At 68.9% G+C, this 16,382-nt stretch carries 14 protein-coding genes and 1 pseudogene; 14 read left to right on the top strand and 1 reads right to left on the bottom strand.

Annotated features, from left to right (window positions below; translation table 11 throughout):
• Window positions 1-108: 108 nt before the first annotated feature.
• From ACW176_RS10390 to ACW176_RS10335, 12 genes and pseudogenes are all read left to right on the top strand, one after another.
• Window positions 109-1,845, top strand: coding sequence for an IlvD/Edd family dehydratase (locus ACW176_RS10390; RefSeq protein ID WP_492109063.1), 1,737 nt, complete (start codon window positions 109-111; stop codon window positions 1,843-1,845).
• Entirely contained in the window at window positions 1,845-2,777 is a 933-nt protein-coding gene (locus ACW176_RS10385; protein ID WP_492109062.1) for a 2-dehydro-3-deoxygalactonokinase, read from the top strand. Before ACW176_RS10390 ends, ACW176_RS10385 begins: the two co-directional genes overlap by 1 nt.
• Window positions 2,764-3,390 (top strand): 2-dehydro-3-deoxy-6-phosphogalactonate aldolase, encoded by a 627-nt coding sequence (locus ACW176_RS10380; RefSeq protein ID WP_419320322.1) that lies wholly within the window; start codon window positions 2,764-2,766, stop codon window positions 3,388-3,390. The genes ACW176_RS10385 and ACW176_RS10380 overlap by 14 nt, the downstream gene beginning before the upstream one ends.
• 179 nt (window positions 3,391-3,569) lie before the next feature.
• The gene (locus ACW176_RS10375) at window positions 3,570-4,298 is read left to right on the top strand and encodes a FadR/GntR family transcriptional regulator (protein WP_419320319.1); all 729 of its coding nucleotides are present in this window, start codon (window positions 3,570-3,572) and stop codon (window positions 4,296-4,298) included.
• 206 nt (window positions 4,299-4,504) lie between these two features.
• Window positions 4,505-4,564: pseudogene (locus ACW176_RS10370) on the top strand (hypothetical protein); the annotation flags it as partial.
• A 184-nt stretch (window positions 4,565-4,748) separates the two neighbouring features.
• The gene (locus ACW176_RS10365; RefSeq protein WP_419320317.1) at window positions 4,749-5,108 is read left to right on the top strand and encodes a hypothetical protein; all 360 of its coding nucleotides are present in this window, start codon (window positions 4,749-4,751) and stop codon (window positions 5,106-5,108) included.
• Window positions 5,109-5,302: 194 nt separating this feature from the next.
• Window positions 5,303-5,656 carry a hypothetical protein gene (locus ACW176_RS10360; RefSeq protein WP_419320315.1) on the top strand — a complete coding sequence of 118 codons (354 nt, stop codon included), beginning with the start codon at window positions 5,303-5,305 and terminating at the stop codon, window positions 5,654-5,656.
• A gap of 10 nt (window positions 5,657-5,666) precedes the next feature.
• Window positions 5,667-6,134, top strand: a complete 468-nt coding sequence (locus ACW176_RS10355) for a hypothetical protein (RefSeq protein WP_492109061.1) — start codon at window positions 5,667-5,669, stop codon at window positions 6,132-6,134.
• Window positions 6,135-6,199: 65 nt separating this feature from the next.
• Window positions 6,200-7,372, top strand: coding sequence for an acetyl-CoA C-acetyltransferase (locus ACW176_RS10350; protein ID WP_492056645.1), 1,173 nt, complete (start codon window positions 6,200-6,202; stop codon window positions 7,370-7,372).
• A 6-nt stretch (window positions 7,373-7,378) separates the two neighbouring features.
• On the top strand, window positions 7,379-8,011 hold the full coding sequence (locus ACW176_RS10345; protein ID WP_492056644.1) for a glutathione S-transferase family protein: 633 nt from the start codon (window positions 7,379-7,381) through the stop codon (window positions 8,009-8,011).
• Between the two features lie 124 nt (window positions 8,012-8,135).
• Entirely contained in the window at window positions 8,136-9,254 is a 1,119-nt protein-coding gene (locus ACW176_RS10340; protein ID WP_419320308.1) for an efflux RND transporter periplasmic adaptor subunit, read from the top strand.
• 12 nt (window positions 9,255-9,266) lie between these two features.
• Window positions 9,267-12,359 carry an efflux RND transporter permease subunit gene (locus tag ACW176_RS10335; RefSeq protein ID WP_492109060.1) on the top strand — a complete coding sequence of 1,031 codons (3,093 nt, stop codon included), beginning with the start codon at window positions 9,267-9,269 and terminating at the stop codon, window positions 12,357-12,359.
• Between the two features lie 19 nt (window positions 12,360-12,378).
• Here the strand turns inward: ACW176_RS10335 and ACW176_RS10330 are convergent, their stop codons facing one another.
• Complete coding sequence (locus ACW176_RS10330; RefSeq protein ID WP_492056641.1) at window positions 12,379-12,972, bottom strand: arylesterase; 594 nt, start codon at window positions 12,970-12,972, stop codon at window positions 12,379-12,381.
• Between the two features lie 116 nt (window positions 12,973-13,088).
• Between ACW176_RS10330 and ACW176_RS10325 the strand changes: the two genes are divergently transcribed.
• Window positions 13,089-13,775 (top strand): ABC transporter ATP-binding protein, encoded by a 687-nt coding sequence (locus ACW176_RS10325; protein WP_492109059.1) that lies wholly within the window; start codon window positions 13,089-13,091, stop codon window positions 13,773-13,775.
• A complete protein-coding gene (locus ACW176_RS10320) occupies window positions 13,772-16,288 on the top strand; it encodes an ABC transporter permease (protein ID WP_492109058.1) in 2,517 nt (838 codons plus the stop codon). Before ACW176_RS10325 ends, ACW176_RS10320 begins: the two co-directional genes overlap by 4 nt.
• Window positions 16,289-16,382: the final 94 nt, after the last annotated feature.

Genomic DNA, 16,382 nt, shown 5'->3' with positions numbered 1-16,382 from the left:
GAAGACCAATCGGGTATTTTCAGCGGCGGTTTGCGATGGTCCAAATAATATTATAAATGAGCGCAAGAGGCGTTCGAGTGCCGGATCCAACCGGCGATAGGGATGGATATGAGTGACGGTAACGCGGGCAAGCGCCTGCGCAGCAGCGGATCCTACGGCAAGCTGGATCGCGATGGCTTCATCCATCGCAGCTGGATGAAGAGCCAGGGCCTGCCTGACGACGTGTTCGACGGCCGTCCGGTGATCGGCATCTGCAACACCTGGTCCGAGATCACCCCCTGCAACGCCGGCCTGCGCGACATCGCCGAGCACGTGAAGCGTGGCGTCTGGGAAGCCGGCGGCCTGCCGCTGGAGTTCCCCGCCATCTCGCTCGGCGAGACCCAGATGCGCCCGACAGCCATGCTGTTTCGCAACCTGCTGGCCATGGATGTCGAGGAGTCGATCCGCGGCAATCCGATCGACGGCGTCGTGCTGCTGGGCGGCTGCGACAAGACCACGCCGGGCCAGATGATGGGCGCGGCCAGCGTTGACCTGCCGACCATCGTCGTTTCGTCGGGCCCGATGCTGAACGGCAAGTTCCGCGGCAAGGATATCGGCTCGGGCACCGACGTGTGGAAGTTCTCCGAGGCCGTCCGGGCCGGCGAGATGAGCCTGCCGGACTTCATGTCGGCCGAGAGCGGCATGAGCCGCTCGCCCGGCACCTGCATGACCATGGGCACCGCCTCGACCATGGCCTCGATCGTCGAAGCCATGGGCATGAGCCTGCCCTACAACGCCACCATCCCCGCCGTGGACGCCCGCCGCCGGGCCATGTCGCATGAGACCGGCCGGACCATCGTCCGCATGGTCCATGACGGCCGAACCATGTCGCAGGTGGTCACCCGCGCGTCGTTCGAGAACGCCCTGCGGGTCCATGCCGCCATCGGCGGCTCGACCAACGCTGTGGTGCATCTGCTGGCCCTGGCCGGACGGCTGGGCGTGGAACTGACCCTGGAAGACTTTGACGTCCTGTCGCGCGACGTGCCGTTGCTGGTCGACCTGCAGCCCTCGGGCCGCTTCCTGATGGAAGACCTGCACTATGCCGGCGGCCTGCCCGCGGTGATGAAGGCGCTGGAGCCCTTCCTCGACCCGACCGCCCCCACGGTCACCGGCGCCCCCATCGGCGCCCAGTACGAGAAGGCGGAGGTCTGGAACGCCGAGGTGATCCGCCCGCTCGACGCGCCGGTGAAGGCCGATAGCGGGATCTGGGTGCTGCGCGGCAACCTGGCCCCCGGCGGCGCGGTCATGAAGCCCAGCGCGGCCAGCCCGCACCTGCTGAGCCATCGCGGCAAGGCCGTGGTCTTCGAGTCCATCGAGGACTTCCGCGCCCGCATCGACACCCCCGATCTGGAGGTCGACGAGACCTCGATCCTGGTCCTCAAGGGCTGTGGCCCCAAAGGCTATCCGGGCATGCCGGAAGTGGGCAACATGCCGCTGCCGACCAAGCTGCTGGAAAAGGGCGTCAAGGACATGGTTCGCATCAGCGACGCCCGGATGAGCGGCACGGCCTTCGGCGCGGTCATCCTGCACGTCTCGCCCGAAGCCAATGCCGGCGGCCCTCTGGCGATTGTCCGCAACGGCGACGAGATCGTGTTCGACGGCCCCAGCCGCAGCCTGAACCTGCAGATCTCGGACGCCGAGATGGAGGCCCGACTGGCCGTCTGGCGCGCCAGCCCGCCGCCGCCGGTGGCGACGCGCGGCTACGCCAAGCTCTATATCGACCACGTTCTTCAGGCCGACAAAGGCTGCGACCTGGACTTCCTGGTCGGCGCCTCCGGCTCGGTCGTCACCCGCGAAAGCCACTGATGGACCCGTCAATCTCGATCTTCGGCGACTGGGGCACTTCGCGGCTTCGCCTGTATCTGCGTCAGGGCAAGAGCGTGCTGGATCGCCGGGATGGCCCAGGCGTCAGCGCCCTGACGACATCGCCGGAACAGACCTTTCTCGATCTGGTCGGCGACTGGCGCGAGGCCCGGCCCTCCGGCGCGATCCTGTGCGGCATGGTCGGCTCGCGCATCGGCTGGGTGGAAGCCCCCTATGCTCCCTGCCCGGCCACCGCCAATGACCTGCGCGAACGGGTGCTGAAGATCGAGGCCGACGGCCTGCCGGTGTCGATCATCCCGGGCCTGTCGTGCGTCAATCCGCTGGGCGGTCCCGACGTGATGCGCGGCGAGGAGACCCAGATCCTGGGCGCCCTGGAACTGGATCCCACCCTGAAGACCGGTCGCCATCTGCTGGTTCTGCCCGGCACCCATAGCAAGTGGACCGTGGTCGAGGACGGCGCGATCACCGGCTTTCTCACCGCCCCGGTCGGCGAAGCCTTCGCCCTGCTGCGCCAGCACTCGACCCTGGCGGCCGGCGTCGCCGCCGATGTGCAGGGCTCGGACGCGGGCTTCGCCATGGGTCTGGCGCGCATCGTCGAAAAGGGCCCCGCCCTGCTGCCGCACCTGCTGTTCGAGACCCGCGCGCGCCAACTGCTGGCCAATCTGCCCGCCGCCGACGCCATGGGCTTCCTGTCGGGCCTGCTGATCGGCGCCGACGCGGCCGCCGCCCGCCAGTGGTTCGGCGCGCTGGGGCAGGTGACTCTGGTCGGCGCCCCGACCCTGAATGAGTTCTACGGCCAAGCCATTGCCGCCCAGGGCGGCCACACCGTGGCCGTCGATGGCGACGCCGCCGTGCTGGCCGGCCTCTCCGCCCTGTCCTCCTCCAAGAGTAACGAGTCCCATGTCCTCGCCTGAAACGGTCACCGCTCCCCCGCCCATCGTGGCGATCCTGCGCGGCGTGAAGCCCGATGAGGTCGTGGCCATCGCCAAGGCGCTGGTCGAGGCCGGCATCCGCGCCATCGAGGTGCCGCTCAACTCGCCCGATCCGCTGGAGAGCATTCGCCGGCTTTGCGAAGCCTATGGCGATGTCGCCCTGTGCGGCGCCGGCACCGTGCTGACACCCCAGGCCGTGGATGATGTGGCGGCGGTCGGCGGCAAGCTGATCGTCACGCCCAATACCGATCCCGAGGTCATTGCCCGCGCCGTGGCGCTGGGCCTGACCGCCATGCCCGGCTTCGCCACGCCGTCCGAGGCCTTCGCGGCCGTCAAGGCGGGCGCCAGGGCGCTGAAGCTCTATCCGGCCAGCAGCTTTGGTCCCAGCCACATCAAGGCGGTCAAGGACGTGCTGCCCAAGGACATCCTGGTCTATGCCGTCGGCGGCGTGGGGGCGGCCAATCTGGAACCGTGGCTGACCGCAGGCGTGGCCGGCATCGGCGTGGGCGGCGAGCTCTATCGACCCGGCTATTCGGCCCAGGAGGTCGGCCAGAAAGCCGCCGCCCTGGTCGCGGCCTGGAACAGCCAGACCTAAGGCGCCCCGCCAACAAAGCATCGCTCCTGCATTGCAGCCAAAGAACGATGCAAGATTGGTCAGACAACTGCGGGAGAGCCGTGTATTCGTGTGACGCACCCCTTGTTCCGGGCCTGAACGAACCACGCTAAACAGGACCGATTCAGATCGCGCCGACCCGCAGGAAAGACGACTAGCCGATGCGTACCCAGCCTGGCCTCAGTTTGACCTACGGTCTGGTCGAGGCGCTGGGTCAGGCTATTGTCACGGGCGAATATGCCACCGTCGGCTTCCCCACCGAAGGCGAGCTCGCCAAGCAGTTCGGAGCCAGCCGCACGGTCACCCGCGAGGCGGTCAAGATGCTGACCGCCAAGGGCCTGCTCAGCGCCCGTCCGCGCCACGGCACCGTCGTCGAGCCGGAGGCGGACTGGAACCTGCTGGACCCCGACGTCCTGCGCTGGCTGCTGGAACGCAAGTTCTCCCTGCGCCTGCTGGCCGAATTCACCGAGATGCGCCTGGGCATCGAGCCCGCCGCCGCCGCCCTGGCCGCCCGCAACGCCGACGAGGCGGGGCTGGAAGAGATCCGCAAGGGCCTGCGCCGGATGAAGGCCGCCGCCGAGGGCGAGGACGACGCCCTTTCGGCCGACATCGCCTTTCACATCTCGATCCTCAACGCGACCAAGAACCCGTTCTATCGCGAGCTGCACGAGCTGGTGAACACCGCCCTGCGCATCTCGATCCGGTTCACCAACCGCATCAAGGGCCGCACCGCCAGCATCCCGTCGCACGAGGATGTGGCCGAGGCGATCATCGCCCGCGACGCCGACAGGGCCTCCACCGCCATGCGGCTGATCATTGTCGACGTGCTGGAACTGATCCGCGCCGCCTCGCCGTCCACCGAGTCGGAAGCCGCGCGCCGCGAGGCGTGAGCCGTTGCAGCTGTCTCGATAAAGCCTCAACCGATCTCGAAACGGACGATGTCGTCGCCCGATAGCGACGGCGGCTTGCTCCGAGCTGCGGCAACGCCTTAGATCAAAGGATGGACAAGGGGGCGATCCATCCGGGCGAAGCCGCCATCGGCCTTGATCGGCTCACCGAGCGTGAGCGCGAATGCCTGCGCCTTGTTGATCGCCACATGAGCTCCAAGGAGATCGCCCGCGAACTGGGCCTCTCCAAGCACACCGTGGACTGGCATCTGGACAAGGCCCGCAAGCGCCTGGGCGCGCCCGACCGCTACGCCGCCGCGCGCCTGGCCAGCGACCGGATCTCGCCGCCCGCCCCCGATACCCCCCCTCCGATCGGATCGGGGTCCTATCCGTCGCGGCTAGGCGACGCTCTCTCCTCGCGGTCAGCTGACCGTATTGAGGAAGGAGCGTTCAGTGACCGAGTTGAACCCACACCAGAAGGATGCGATCGGCCGGGTGGCCCATCTGCACGAGGACATACGGCGCTTCCAGCAGAGCTGGCCCGCGCTGAACACGCCTCCCGACCAGACCCCGCCGTTCACCTGGGGGCAGCTGGAGCGGCAGCTTTCCAGCCTGTCGGCGACCCCGAACAGCGCGGCCATGGTCCGCGACCTGGTGACGGCGACCCGCAAGCAGGCGCCGTTCAAGCCGGCGGAAATGGTGCTGCGCGAGATCCTGTGCATCGCCAGCGCGGTGATGGACGAGACCTTCCGGGATACGCCGGAACACCCGGACTGCTACTCCCCGGACTTGGAGGAGGGCCCAATGCGCTAACACCGCTCAAGCGCCTGACCTTCATCGGCGCCGTGATGATCGTGACCGCCTTCGCGTTCGGTTCGATCCTGGCGGGGCTGCACGCCCTGCAAGCCATCGCGCCCTAAGACCCGCGCCCTCCGGCCCGGGCTCAAAGCCAACACGTCTTCATCCCTTTGCAACGCGCCGACCCCGTCGGCGTGAGGAGATCACTCATGCTCAAGCAACGCCGCCTGGCCGCCGAGACCGTGGCCGAAGCCCTGTTCGCCGCCGAAAAGGCCATCGACGCCGCCATTGCCAGCACCGCCGCCCTGGCCGGTCTGATGCCCGCCAGCCGCCAGGACGCCAACATCTCGGCCTTGGTCGGCCAGGACGCCCTGATGGCCGCCATCGAAACCATGCAGGCCCTGGGCTTGGCGCGCGGCAATATCGTCGACACCCACAGGCGCCTGTCGGTCGCTCAGCGCGATATCGGCCTGGCCGCCGTGTCGTTCGGCAATGCCGGGGACAAGCCGCCTTCGCCCGAAGGTCGTCTGAGCCTGACGGCGGTGGAGACCAGGGCGGCCTGACCAAGGCGCGGTGACGACGGTTGCAATTGACATCAACCCCGTCACCCTGCGGCGGATGATCTTTCATTCGCTGTATCAATGGCTGGGAATCGTCTGTCTGGCCGTGGCCGCCGCGCCGGCGATCTGGCGCGGCGGCTGGCCCGAGCGGACGGCGGCGATCGCCATGGTCGCGGCCTGGCTGGGCAGCGGCCTGGTCCAGAACGGCATGCAGCTCTGGGGCCTGCAGATCGGCGTGATGCTGATCGACCTGGTCCTGCTGGCCGTGCTGCTGGCCATCGCCCTGAACTCGGACCGCTGGTGGCCAATGTGGGCCAGCGCCTTTCACGGCCTGGGCGCCCTGCTGCATTTCGCTGTGCTGGTTGACGCCAAGGTCTGGGGGCGGACCTATTTCATAGCCGGCAGCCTGTTCAGTTTCCTGACCCTGGCGGCCCTGCTGGTCGGCGGGATCAACAGGATGCGTCGCCCCCTCGCCGACTGACGCCGCGTCACGGAAGACAAGCCCCTGGATTTCTGGTCCGCTCCCGCAAAACAGGGAGAAACACAATGGGCGAAGCCTATATCGTCGCCGCCGCACGTACCGCCGGCGGCCGCAAGGGCGGGCGACTGGCCGGCTGGCATCCGGCCGACCTGGCCGGCGCGGTGCTGGATGCCCTTGTCGACCGCAGCGGCATCGACCCGGCCCTGATCGAGGACGTGATCCTGGGCTGCGTGGGCCAGGTGGGCGAGCAGGGCATCAATATCGCCCGCAATGCGGTGCTGGCCTCGCGCCTGCCCGAAAGCGTGCCGGCCACCTCGGTGGATCGCCAGTGCGGCTCGTCGCAACAGGCCCTGCATTTTGCCGCCGCCACCGTGATGTCGGGAGCCATGGACGTGGTGATCGCCGCCGGCGTGGAAAGCATGACCCGCGTGCCGATGGGTCTGTCCTCGGCCCTGCCCTACAAGAACGGCTTCGGGACCTATATGAGCCCGCGCATTCAGGAACGGTATCCTGACATCCAGTTCAGCCAGTTCGCCGGCGCAGAGATGATCGCCCGCAAGTATGATCTGAGCCGCGAGGCCCTCGACGCCTTCGCCCTGTCCAGCCACCAGCGCGCCATCGCCGCCACCAAGGCCGGCAAGTTCGCCGCCGAGATCGTGCCGCTGGAAATTGCCCTCGCGGATGGTGCGATCGAGCAGCACACCACCGACGAAGGCATCCGCTATGAGGCCACCCTGGAGTCTATCGGCGGCGTCAAGCTGCTGCAGGAAAACGGCCGCCTGACCGCCGCCACCTCCAGCCAGATCTGCGACGGCGCGGCCGGCCTGCTGGTGGTCAATGAGCGGGGGCTAAAAGCCTTGGGTGTCGAACCGCTGGCCCGCATCCACCACATGACCGTTATCGGCCATGACCCGGTGATCATGCTGGAAGCGCCGATCCCGGCCACCGAAAAGGCCCTGAAACGGGCCGGCATGAAGATCGACGACATCGACCTCTACGAGGTCAACGAAGCCTTCGCCTCGGTGCCGACCGCCTGGCTGCAGGTGCTGGGCGCCGATCCGGCCAAGCTGAACGTCAATGGCGGCGCCATCGCCCTGGGCCACCCCCTGGGCGGCTCGGGGGCCAAGCTGATGACCACCCTGGTCCACGCCCTGCGCGCGTCGGGCGGCCGCTATGGTCTGCAGACCATGTGCGAAGGGGGCGGCCTGGCCAATGTGACCATCGTCGAGCGGCTCTAGGCCCCTATGATCACCCTCTACCACTGCCGCGACGCCAGGTCCTTCCGTCCGCTGTGGGCGCTGGAAGAGCTGGGGCTTGAGTACGACCTCAAGCTCCTGCCCTTCCCGCCGAGGTTCCTGGCGCGGGAGTTTCTCGACGAAAACCCGCTGGGTACGATCCCGCTGCTGATCGACGGCGACACCCGGATGACCGAGTCCGCAGCGATGATCGAATATCTGTCGATGCGCCATGGTGAGGGACACCTCTCGGTGGGGCCCCAGGAGCCCGGTTATGGCGCCTATCTGAACGGCCTGCATTTCGGCGAGGCCACCCTGACCTTTCCCCAGACCCTGGTGCTGCGCTATTCGCGCCTTGAGCCCGAGGAACGCCGCAACCCCCAGGTCGCCGCCGACTATGCCCGCTGGTTCCTGTCGCGACTGAAGGGGCTGGACCTGATCCTGAAAGACCATGCCTTCGCCGCCGGCGACCGCTTCACGGGCGCGGATATCTCGATCGCCTACGCCCTGCTGCTGGCCACATCCCTGGGTCTTTCGGACGATTTTCCGCCCGCCGTCGCCGCCTATTGGACGCGGATGAGCGACCGTGAAGGGTTCAATCGCGCCCTGACGGCCCAGTCGGGCGCCGCGCCAACGCTCTAAGCCGCGCCTCCATATCGTCTTACGATCATTTAACTCAGCGACCCACGCTTTGTCGGCTAGAAGGCCCTGAAGGCTTTCTGGGACATCGGGGACGATCGTGGTTTACGGGATCAAGGGGCGCGTCATGCGTTCGAGCGCGCTGGTTGTGGTCCTGAGCCTGGGCGCCCTGACGCTTGCCGGCTGCGGCGACGACAAGAAGCCCAAGAAGGCCGCGCCCCCGGCTGGAGCGACCGCGACCCAGACGGTCAGCATCGCCACCGTCGTCTCGCAATCCGTGCCTCGCCAGATCAACGCCACCGGCACCATCTCGCCTTGGGAAGAGGTCGTCGTCGGCGCCGAGACGGGTGGTCTGACGGCTATCTCGGTCAATGCCGAGGAAGGCGACACCGTCCAGGCCGGCCAGGTCCTGGTCAAGCTCAACGACACCCTGCTTTCGGCCCAGATGCGCCAGCAGGACGCCGGCGTCGCCAGCGCCAGGGCCACCCTGGCCGAGGCCGAAGCCTCCCTGCGCCGCTCGCGCGAGCTGCAGGCCAAGGGCTATCTGTCGCAAGCCTCGCTGGACACCAGCCTGGCCAGGCAGCAGACCGCCAACGCCCAGGTGGCCTCGGCCGAGGCCGCGCGCGGCGAGACCGCCGCCCGCCTGGCCCAGACCGCCATCCGCGCCCCGGTGGCGGGCCTGATCAGCCGTCGCAACGTCACCAAGGGCCAGATCGTCAGCACCGGCGCTGAAGTCTTCCGCATCGTGCGTGACAGCCGCCTGGAACTGGACGCCGAGATCCCCGAGACCGATCTGGCCCTGGTGAAGGCGGGCATGGCCGCCACCATCGTCTCCGACAAGGTGGGCCAGACCACCGGTCGGGTGCGCATCGTCACCTCCGAGGTGAATGGCCAGACCCGCCTGGGCGTCGCTCGGGTGGCGCTGTCCAGCATGGGCGGCTTCCGCACCGGCATGTTCGCCCGCGCCACCATCCAGGCCGGAGACCAGGCCGCCCTGACGGTTCCCAGCGCCTCGGTGCTGTATCGCGAAAACCGTCCCGGCGTGTTCGTGCTCGACGCCAAGAACCACGCCCGCTTCCGGCGCATCGCCATCGTGGCCGCCACGGCCGACATGATTGCCGCCACCGGCTTGACCGCCGGCGAACGTGTGGTCGTCGAGGGCGCCGGCTTCCTGGGCGAAGGCGACGCTGTGCGGATCGGCAGCGCCGTCCCGACGGCGTCGGCCGCCGCCAAGTCGGCCCGCTAGGAGCCTGACGCGATGAACAACATCTCCGCCTGGGCGATCCGAAACCCGATCCCCGTCATCCTGCTGTTCCTGCTGCTGACCATCGCCGGGATTTCCGGCTTCCGCAGCATGCGGATCAACAACAATCCCGACGTTGACCTGCCGTTCGTGGTGGTCACGGCCGCGCGCCCCGGCGCTGCGCCCAGCGAACTTGAAACCCAGGTGACCCGCCTGATCGAGGACTCGGTCGCGGGCCTTGGCCGGGTGCGCCACATCAACTCGACCATCACCGACGGGGTGTCCTCGACCTTTATCGAGTTCGAACTGGGCGTCGATCACGAACAGGTCACCAACGATGTTCGCAACGCCATGTCCGGTCTTCGGGGCGACCTGCCCCAGGACATGCAGGAGCCCAATGTCACCCGGATCGACATCTCCGGCGATCCGCTGATCACCTATGTGGTCAAGGCTCCGACCCTGACACCGGAACAGCGCAGCTGGTTCGTCGACAACGAGGTCAGCCGCACCCTGCTGGCTCTCAAGGGCGTCGGCGAGGTCAATCGCCGCGGCGGCGTTGATCGCGAGATCCAGGTGGCCCTGGATCCAGACCGCCTGGCCGCGCGGGGCGTCACCGCCGCCCAGGTCAGCCAGGCCCTGGTGTCCAGCAATGCCGACCTGCCCGGCGGCCGCGTAACCATCTCCGGCTCGGAGCGCGCTATCCGCACCCTGGGCGCAGCCGGCTCGATCGACCAGTTGCGCGAGACCCGCATTCCCTTGTCGGCAGGCGGCACTGTGCGCCTGGGCGACCTGGGCACGGTCGAGGACCGCTGGGCCGAGCCCCGCTCGCGCGCGCGCTATGACGGCCAGGAGGTCGTGACCTTCAACATGGTCCGCTCACGCGGCGCCAGCGAGGTCCAGACCGCACAGAAGGTCCGCAAGGCCGTCGAGAAGCTCGACATGGCCCATCCGGAAGTCGAGATCGACGAGATCACCTCCGAGGTAAAATACATCGAGGACAGCTATCTGGCCTCGATGGAGGCGCTGATCCTCGGCGCCGTGCTGGCCGTTCTGGTGGTGCTGCTGTTCCTGCGCGACTGGCGGGCGACATTCCTGGCGGCCGTCGCCATCCCGATGTCGCTGCTGCCGACCTTCGCCCTGATGGCGCCGCTGAACCAGTCGCTCAACAGCATCACCCTGCTGGCCCTGTCCTTGACCGTCGGCATCCTGGTGGATGACGCCATCGTCGAGATCGAGAACATGGTCCGCCACATGCGGGGCGGCAAGACGCCCTATGCGGCGGCCATGGAGGCGGCCGACGAGATCGGCCTGGCGGTCGTGGCCACCACCTTCACCATCGTGGCGGTGTTCGCCCCCGTCGGATTCATGCCGGGCATCATCGGCCAGTTCTTCAAGGCCTTCGCCCTGGCCGCCTGCGTCTCGGTGCTGTTCTCGCTGGTCGTGGCCCGCCTGCTGACGCCGCTGATGGGCGCCTACATGCTCAAGGCCAACGGCAAGCACGAGGATGCCGACCCGTTCTGGATGGCGCCTTACCTCAAGAGCCTGACCTGGGGCCTGAACAATCGCTGGAAGGTCCTAGCGATGGGCGTGCCGATGATCCTGATCTCCGGCTTCCTGGCGACCAAGCTGCCGTTTGAGTTCTCGCCCGCCGCCGACCGGGGCCGGGCGCCGTTCTCGGTCCAGCTGCCGCCCGGCGCGACACTGGATGAAACCGACGCCATCGTGCAGCGCATGACCCGCGAGCTGCGGGCCCGTCCCGAAGTGGTTGGCGTCTATGCGTCGATCGGCGGCAACAATGCGGTCAACACGGCCACGCTGAACGCCGATCTCGTTCCCAAGGGCGAGCGCATGGGCCAGCAGGAATTCAGCCGTCTGATGGTCGACCAGTTCGCCGCCATTCCGGGCGCCCGAATTGGCGCAGGCTCCAACAGCGGCGGTGGTCCCAGCGACGGCACCAGCTTCAGGCTCAGCCTCGTGGGCGACAACGGGCCTGCGCTGGACGCCGCCGCCCGCAAGGTCGAGGCCGAGATGCGCAACGTTCCGGGATTGGCCCATGTGGTCAATACGGCGGCCATTGCCCGGCCCGAGATTGTCGTCACACCGCGTCCCGACCAGGCCGCCCGCGCCGGCGTCTCGGCCGGCGTGATCTCGCAGGCGGTGCGCGTGGCCACCATCGGCGACATCGACCAGAACCTGCCCAAGTACAATCTCGGCGACCGCCAGGTGCCGATCCGCCTGCGCCTGACCCAGGACGCCCGCGAGGACATGGCCGTGCTGCAGACCCTGCAGGTGCCCAGCGCCGGCGGCCCGGTGCCGTTGAACGCCGTGGCTGACGTGCGCTTCGGCGCAGGTCCGTCGCAGATCAGCCGCCAGGACCGCTCGCGCGTCGCCACCATCACCGCCGAACTCGACGGCATCGTGGTGGGCGAGGCCAGCAAGCGGGTCCACGCCCTGTCCTCGGTCAAGAACCTGCCGAGCGGCATCCAGGAAGTGGCCGCCGGCGACGCCGAGTTCATCCAGGAAATGGTCACCGGCTTCGCCGCCGCCCTGATCACCGGCATCCTGCTGATGTACGTCGTGCTGGTGCTGCTGTTCCGCAGCTTCGCCCACCCGATCACCATCATGGTCGCCTTGCCGCTGGCCATCGGCGGCGCCTTCGCCCTGCTGGTTCTGGCCAAGTCGAGCTTCTCGATCTCGACCCTGATCGGCATCCTGATGCTGATGGGTATCGCGGCCAAGAACTCGATCCTGCTGGTCGAGTACGCGATCATGGCCATGCAGAACGGCATGACCAAGCGCGAGGCGATCATCGATGCGGCGCACAAGCGCGCCCGGCCGATCATCATGACGACGGTCGCCATGGGCGTGGGCATGCTGCCGGTGGCGGTCGGCTTCGGCGCCGATGTCGAGTTCCGCGCCCCGATGGCCATCGCGGTGATCGGCGGCCTGATCACCTCGACCCTGCTGTCGCTGCTCTATGTTCCCGTCGTCTTCATCCTGATGGACGGTCTGAAGGTGCGCGCCGAACGGCTGACGCATCGCGTGTTCGGCAGCAGCGCCCACACGGCCCATCCGCCGGCGAACAAGTCCACCCTGGTCGATGGCTAGGGACGATCGCGCTGTGAACCTAGATCGTGGTTCGCAGCGCGGTCGCCACCGTCGGGGCCAAGCGCTCGGCGATCACCCGAGCGCCCGCAGCATTGGGATGGATGCCGTCGCGCTGCATCAGCCGCTGGGCCCCGACAACGCCGGTGACGAAGTCCGGATGGAAGACCACGCCGGTCTCGCGCGCCAGGGCCGGATAGAGGCCGGTGAAGTCGCGCGCATAGGACGCCCCGATCAGCGGCGGAGCCCGCACGCCGGCCAGCACCACGCGGATGCGGCGGGCCTTCAGCTTTTCGATGATGCGTTTCAGGTTGGCCTTGGTCCGCGAGGGGTCTGCGCCCTGCAACAGGTCGTTGCCGCCCAGGGCCACCACGCAGACGGCGGTATCAGCGCCGACGCTGAAATCGACCCGCGCCAGACCGCCGCCGCTGGTGTCGCCCGAGACACCCGCCCCGCGCACAGCGGCCCGCACGCCCATCCGGTCGAGGGCGCTCTGCAGCTGCGCCGGCAGGGCGTCGCGCGCGGGCAGGCCCAGGCCGGCGGTGATCGAGTCGCCCAGAACGGTGACGATCGGAGGCTTCTCCGCCGCCGTCGCACCGGTCGAAACGGCGAACATCGCGCCAAATCCAAAAATGGTCCCGCGTCGGGTGGGGGCAGGCCGTGTGAAGATCGTCATGAGTCCCTATGTGGGGTTGGGGTTCGCAAATTTAACGCACGAAACAAGGAAACTTCATGACCGCCGATGTCGCGCCGCTCGCCCTTTCGTCGGTGACCCTGACCCTGCCCTCTACGGCGGGGCCTGTGAATATCCTGCGTGGCGTCGACCTGCATGTGGCGGCGGGTGAGCGCGTGGCGATCATCGGGCCGTCAGGCTCGGGCAAGTCGTCGCTGATTTCGGTGGCCGCCGGGCTTGAACGCCCGACCTCAGGGACCGTCAACCTGTTTGGTCAGGATCTGGCCAAGCTGGACGAGGACGGCCGCGCCCGCCTGCGCCGGGGCCGCGCGGCCCTGGTGTTCCAGAGTTTCCACCTGCTGCCCAACATGACCGCCGAGGAAAACGTCTCCGCGCCGCTGGAGATCGCCCGGGCGCCAAACGCCCTGCCCACCGCCCGCGACTGGCTGGCCAAGGTGGGTCTGTCCTCGCGCCTGACCCACTATCCCCACCAGCTGTCGGGCGGCGAGCAGCAGCGGGTGGCCCTGGCCCGGGCCCTGGCGGCGCGGCCGATCCTGCTGTTCGCCGACGAGCCCACCGGCAATCTCGACAGCCGCAACGCCGGCTCGGTCGTGGACCTGATGTTCGACCTGCTGGCCGAGTGTGGCGCGGCCCTGGTGATGGTCACCCATGACCCGGTGCTGGCCCAGCGCGCCGACCGCATCGTCCGCATGGCCGACGGCAAGGTTGTCGAGGCCGCTGCGTGAGCGCTCTTTCCTTCCGCCTCGCCGCCCGTGAACTGCGCTCCGGCGTCCGGGGCTTTGGCATCTTCCTGGCCTGTCTGGCCCTGGGCGTCGCCGCCATCGCGGCGGCCAGCTCGACGGCCGAGGCCTTCCGCCGAGGCCTGGCCTCGCAGGCGCGCGAAATCCTGGGCGGCGACATCTCGGCCTCGGTCGAGAACCGCGACTTCACCCCGCAGGAGCGCGCCGCCTTTGCTCGCCTGGGCCAGGCCTCATACACCGCCCGCGTGCGGGTGATGGCGCAGGCCCCGTCGGGCGACCGGCGGCTGATCGACCTGCGCGGCGCGGATGCGGCCTATCCTCTGGCCGGAACGGTCGAGCTGGAGGGCGCCCGCACGCTGGCCGAAGCCCTGGCGACACGCGACGGCCTGCCGGGCGCGGCGGTCGAGCCCGCCCTGCTGGACCGTCTGGGCCTGAAGATCGGCGACCGCTTCGAGGCCGGCCCCCTGACCCTGGTGGTCCGCGCCGCCATGATCCGTCAGCCCGACAGCGTGGCGCGCGGCTTCGTGCTGGGGCCGCGCGTGCTGGTGCGCCGCGACCTGCTGGACCCCACCGGCCTGCTCGCCCCCGGCCTGCCCTCGGCCCAATCGGTGCGCATCGCCCTGCCCCAGGGCGCCGACCCCATCGCTGCCGGCAAGGCGTTGAAGAAGACCTTCGGCGAGGCCGGCCTTGGCGTGCGCGACCGCTCCAACGCCGCGCCCGGCGCCCGCAAGCTGATCGATCAACTGGAATATTTCCTGGGCTTCATCGGCCTGGCCTCGCTGGTGGCCGGCGGCCTGGGCGTGGCCGGGGCGGTCTCGGCCTATCTGGCGACGCGCGAGCCTTCCATCGCCGTGCTCAAGGCGCTGGGCGCGGACGGGGCCCTGATCCGCAACACCTATCTGATCCAGATCGGACTGCTGGCCGGCCTGGGCGTGCTGATCGGTCTGGTGATCGGCGCCATCGTGCCGCTGATCCTGGGCCAGATCGCCGGCAGCGCCCTGCCGATCCCGGCCCTGTTCGCGGTCTATCCCCTGCCCCTGGTCAAGGCCGGCGCCTTTGGCCTGCTGGCGGCGGCGGCCTTTTCGCTGATCCCGCTGGCCCGCGCCCGCGCCACCCCGCCCTCGGCCCTGTTCCGCCGAGCCCTGGGCGTGCGCGCGCCGTTCGGACTGGAGACGGTCGGCGCCGCTGTGAGCGGCCTGGGCCTCGCCGCCCTGGCCGTCGCCACTGCTCCCACGCCCATCGCAGCCGGGATCATGATCGCCGGCGTCGCCGTGGCCTTCGTCGCCCTGTGGGCCCTGGGCCTGCTGGCCGCCTGGCTGGCCGGCAAGGTCCGGGGTCTGGCGCGCGGCCCGATCCGTATCGGCTTGGCCAACCTGGCCGGCCCCCGCTCGGCCGCCCGTACCGCGACCCCGGCCATCGGCCTGGGCGTCGCCCTGCTGGCCTGCGTGGTGCTGATCCAGTCGGCCCTGCTGGCCCAGGTGCGAGAAGTGGCCCCCAAAAGCGCCCCGGCCATGGTGTTCACCGAGATCCCCGGCGACGAGGTCGCCGCCTTTGACGCCGAGGTGTTCCGCGCCGCCGGATCGCTGGACGGCGAAAGCTATCTGCGCATCCCCTTCGCCACCGGCCGCATCATCGCGCTCAAGGGCAAGCCCATCGACCTGCAGGCCATCAAGGCGTCCGAGCGCTGGGCCTTCGACAGCGACGTGAACCTGTCGGTTCTCGACGCCGAGCCGAAGGACGCCGGCATCGTCGAAGGCCGCTGGTGGCCGGCCGGCTATACGGGCCCGCCGCAGGTGGCCATGGAGGTCGAACTAGCGCAGGGCGCGGGCCTGAAGGCCGGCGACACCATCACCCTGTCGGTTCTGGGCCGTGATCTCGAGGCCAGGGTGGCGGTGCTGCGCAAGGTCGAGTTCGGCGGCTTTGGCCCCAACTTCTCGATCATCCTGGATCCCAAGAGCCTGGAAGGCGCGGTGCTGCGCAATATCGCCATCGCCAAGATGGATCGCCCCGCCGAAGCCCGACTGACCCGCGCCCTGGGCAAGAGCTTCCCGGCCGTCAATGTCATCAGCGTGCGCGAGCAGCTGGAGGCCGCCGCCGGCCTGTTCGACCGTCTGGCCCTGGCCATTCGGGGCGCGGCGGCCGTCGCGGGGCTGGCGGGACTGCTGGTCCTGGCCGGAGCCATCGCCGCCGGGGCGCGCGCCCGGGCCCGCGAGGCGGCGACGCTGAAAGTGCTGGGCGGCACGCGCAGCCAGATCCTGTCGGCCTATGTCGTCGAATATGGCGCGGTCGGCCTGATCGCCGGCGCTGCGGGCGTGCTGCTGGGCCTGGCTGCCGCCTGGCCGGTGGTGGTGCTGGTGTTCAAGGCGCAGTGGAGCATCGATTGGGCCGGGGTGATGGCCCTGCTGGCCGGAGCGGCGGGTCTGTCGGCGGTCGGCGGCCTGCTGGCTGCGGCCCAGGCGCTGTCGCGACGTCCCGCCCCTGTGCTGAGGGCCGACTGACCCTGGGGAAGCTCGACGTGTCGCAACAATAGTCTAGCCTCTGGGCAGGACCCGTCCGCCAAAGAACGCGGAACGCTTTGAGGCGTTACCATCA

The sequence above is a fragment of the Caulobacter sp. FV1ye13L genome, from assembly GCF_058681155.1.
This window is presented reverse-complemented; position numbering and strand designations above follow the sequence as displayed.